4 protein-coding genes and 1 pseudogene are annotated in these 3,223 nt (G+C 41.2%); all 5 read left to right on the top strand.

What is annotated here, in order from left to right:
- Positions 1-117 precede the first annotated feature (117 nt).
- Positions 118-483, top strand: a pseudogene (locus G8O23_RS17490) (type I restriction-modification system subunit M N-terminal domain-containing protein); the annotation flags it as partial.
- Between the two features lie 33 nt (positions 484-516).
- Positions 517-1,248: an HsdM family class I SAM-dependent methyltransferase gene (locus tag G8O23_RS17485; RefSeq protein ID WP_317169014.1), complete on the top strand. Its 732-nt coding sequence runs from the start codon at positions 517-519 to the stop codon at positions 1,246-1,248.
- A gap of 12 nt (positions 1,249-1,260) precedes the next feature.
- The gene (locus G8O23_RS17340; protein WP_219932591.1) at positions 1,261-2,139 is read left to right on the top strand and encodes a hypothetical protein; all 879 of its coding nucleotides are present in this window, start codon (positions 1,261-1,263) and stop codon (positions 2,137-2,139) included.
- The gene (locus G8O23_RS17335; RefSeq protein ID WP_219932589.1) at positions 2,136-2,702 is read left to right on the top strand and encodes an AlbA family DNA-binding domain-containing protein; all 567 of its coding nucleotides are present in this window, start codon (positions 2,136-2,138) and stop codon (positions 2,700-2,702) included. Before G8O23_RS17340 ends, G8O23_RS17335 begins: the two co-directional genes overlap by 4 nt.
- A gap of 64 nt (positions 2,703-2,766) precedes the next feature.
- Positions 2,767-3,150 (top strand): virulence RhuM family protein, encoded by a 384-nt coding sequence (locus G8O23_RS17105; protein ID WP_166367129.1) that lies wholly within the window; start codon positions 2,767-2,769, stop codon positions 3,148-3,150.
- The last annotated feature ends 73 nt before the right edge of the window (positions 3,151-3,223 follow it).

Genomic DNA, 3,223 nt, shown 5'->3' with positions numbered 1-3,223 from the left:
TCGCAGCTTCTCTTCCTTGGTAAAACTTCGTTTTTTCATCATCATAAAAGTACAGATTTTAATCTATATCCTCGTCCGATGATTTAAGGGGCTAATACACGTAAACTAGAGGCCGAACTTTGGCGTGCAGCCGATCAACTCAGAGCTAACAGTAAACTAACAGCATCGGAATACTCAATGCCCGTTTTAGGGCTGATATTTCTCCGTCACGCATACAACCGATTTCTAAAAGTAAAGGTTGAAGTAGAAAAGGACTTGCCAGTCCATCCGCAAAGGGGAAGGCGCGCTCTCACAAAAAAGGATTTTGAAGAGAAGAACTCCATGTTCCTGCCCGAAAAAGCGCAGTTCGACTACCTCGTGTCATTACCCGAAGGTGCAAGCATTGGCGAAGCCATTGATAGTGCCATGAAAGCCATTGAGGAGGAGTACGATAACCTAACTGGCGTGCTTCCTAAGAATTATACAATCTTTAGTCAAGACCTACTGCACGAACTTCTTCGCATATTCAATAAGGAGGTGCTGCAGAAAGCCAATGGTGATTTGTTCGGGAAAATTTACGAGTACTTTCTGAATAAGTTTGCCATGACAGGCGCACAGGAGGGCGGCGAGTTCTTCACACCAATGAGCCTAGTGCAAACCATTGTAAATATTATTGAGCCAAACCACGGTACGGTGTTCGACCCCGCTTGTGGCAGTGCGGGAATGTTTGTACAAACTGGTTATTTTATTGAGGACGAAGGCGATAAACCTGCCGAAAAGGTGACATTTTACGGTCAGGAGAAAGCCGAACTCAACACTAAGCTGGCTAAAATGAACCTGGCGGTTCACGGGTTGGAAGGAAAAATTCAGGAGGGGAACACCTTTTACGAGGATAAGCATAACCTTGTGGGAAAGTGCGATTTTGTAATGGCCAATCCACCGTTCAATGTTGATGGGGTTGATAAGGCAAAGGATGCGGTAAAGAAGGATCCCCGATTACCCTTTGGTTTACCGAAGAATGATAACGCCAACTACCTGTGGATACAATATTTTTACTCATACCTTAAGCCAACCGCACGAGCAGGTTTTGTAATGGCATCATCGGCCAGCGATGCCGGGCACAGCGAAAGGGAGATCCGCCAGAAATTGGTTAAAACAGGTGCGGTTGATGTGATGGTTGCCATTGGCAACAACTTCTTCTATACACGCTCATTGCCCTGTACGCTTTGGTTTTTCGATAGGGCAAAGGAGAGAGATGAGCAGAAATAAGACAAAGTGCTAATGCTCGATGCCCGCAAAATTTACCGCAAGGTAACCAGTAAGGTAAACGACTTTAGCCCCGAGCAGCTTCAAAACCTTGTTTGCATTGTTCACCTTTACCGTGGCGATACTATAAAGTTAAAAGATACCATAAATAATTACCTTGAACAATCGGTGAAACTCGCAAAGCAAGTAGCCGAAACAACACAAAAACTTAACAAGGCTTTAAATGCCAACATTGATAGGGTTGACAGGTTTTTTGCCGACAGCAAAAACATTCCCGATTTTCCCATTGGGAATAGAATAAGAAAAGGGCAATTTGATGAGAATACTCTTTACGAGTTACAGAACCAGCTTGTTGATTCCACAAAAAATGTTTCATCTGTTGAAAAAGATTTAGAGGCTGTTGCGCTTCAATGCAAAAACCTACGCAAACCCCAAGATAAGATAATTAAAGAGCTGATAGATTCCATTGCAGCTCTTACCAAGGAGTACCAATTAAATAAGAACAAGGAGTGGCAGAAGCTGAACGTAAGGGAACTGCTTAACGAAATCAAAGAGTTGCAGCAACTACTAAGCGGCAATCCAGAGGAGGAAGAACCTGGCTTGCTGCACGAAACCGAATATTTCTTCAAGCAGTCCCACTGGCTCACCAGCCGTTTCCCACAAGGTGTTTATACCGATGTGGAAGGGCTGTGCAAGGTGGTAACCCAAGCCGAAATTGAAGCCAAGGACTGGAGCCTTAGCCCAGGCAGATATGTAGGCGTCAGTCTGAGCGAAGATGAAGACTACGACTATGAAGAACGCTTAAAGGAGATTCATATTGAGTTGGAGGGGCTGAATGAGGAGGCTATTAAATTGGCCGATACTATTCGAGAAAACTATAAAAGTATTTTATGATAAAAGAGTCACATAGAATAGAACTCAAGGCTATTTTAACCGATTCGTTGGAGAAAGAGGTGGTTGCATTTTTAAATAGTCGCGAAGGTGGTATTATTTACATTGGGGTTAATGACAATGGTACAATCAAAGGAATTGAAAACACCAATGCTACGCAATTGCAAATAAAAGACAGGTTGAAAAATAATATTCTGCCCAATTGTTTCAAATTCTCCGAAAACTTTTTACGAATGACATTCCCCAATGCGTGGGATTTGAGCGAGGATGATACGGAGTTACTAAGTGAGGAACAAGTAAAGGAACAAGTAAAGGAACAAGTAGAGGCACAAGTGGAGGCACAAGTAAAAGAAATAGTAAGAATTTTTCAAGGCGAAATGTCTGTCCTCTCAATAATGACAGAATTGAATTTAAAAGGTAGAAGAAACTTTGTGCAAAAATACCTGCAACCATCTTTAGCGTTGAATTTTATTGAAATGACACAACCCGATTCTCCTAAAAGTCCTACTCAAAAATACCGACTTACCGAAAAGGGGAAAGCATTTCAAACTCAACTGAAAAAATGATGAAAGAAGTTGCCTTGATAAGAAATATGCGCGAAAACTATAAGAGCCTAACCATTTGAACGGTATGAAAAACGAAATAATTCTATATCAAACAGATGAATTGCCTGAGCATATCGAAGTCAGGTTAGATGACGATACCGTTTGGCTTTCTCTTAATCAAATAGCCCAACTCTTTAACAGAGATAAATCGGTTATTTCAAGACATTTGCGAAACATTTATAGTGAAGGAGAACTCACGCAAGAAGCAACTGTTGCAAAAAATGCAACAGTTCAAATAGAGTCTGGAAGGAAAGTTAAAAGAGAAATTGAGTACTATAATCTTGATGCCATTCTGTCTGTAGGGTATAGGGTCAATTCAAAACAGGGTACCCAATTTCGCATTTGGGCAACCAACGTTCTAAGAGATTATTTACTTAAGGGATACGCCCAGTCATGTTCGGAAAACTAACATCTATCTGTGATTTGGGCTAATTTTAGGTTTGTTTTTTTGTTATTTATTAAGGTGTTATTTTTGGATTTTA

Source organism: Perlabentimonas gracilis (assembly GCF_011174675.1).
Taxonomy (GTDB): domain Bacteria; phylum Bacteroidota; class Bacteroidia; order Bacteroidales; family Tenuifilaceae; genus Perlabentimonas; species Perlabentimonas gracilis.
Note: the sequence above shows the minus strand (reverse complement) of the source record. Positions and strands in the feature narration are given on the sequence as shown.

Coding starts and splice junctions, on each gene's coding strand:
- G8O23_RS17340 (WP_219932591.1), top strand. CDS start 1,261: ATGCTCGATGCCCGCAAAATTTACCGCAAGGTAACCAGTAAGGTAAAC.
- G8O23_RS17335 (WP_219932589.1), top strand. CDS start 2,136: ATGATAAAAGAGTCACATAGAATAGAACTCAAGGCTATTTTAACCGAT.
- G8O23_RS17105 (WP_166367129.1), top strand. CDS start 2,767: ATGAAAAACGAAATAATTCTATATCAAACAGATGAATTGCCTGAGCAT.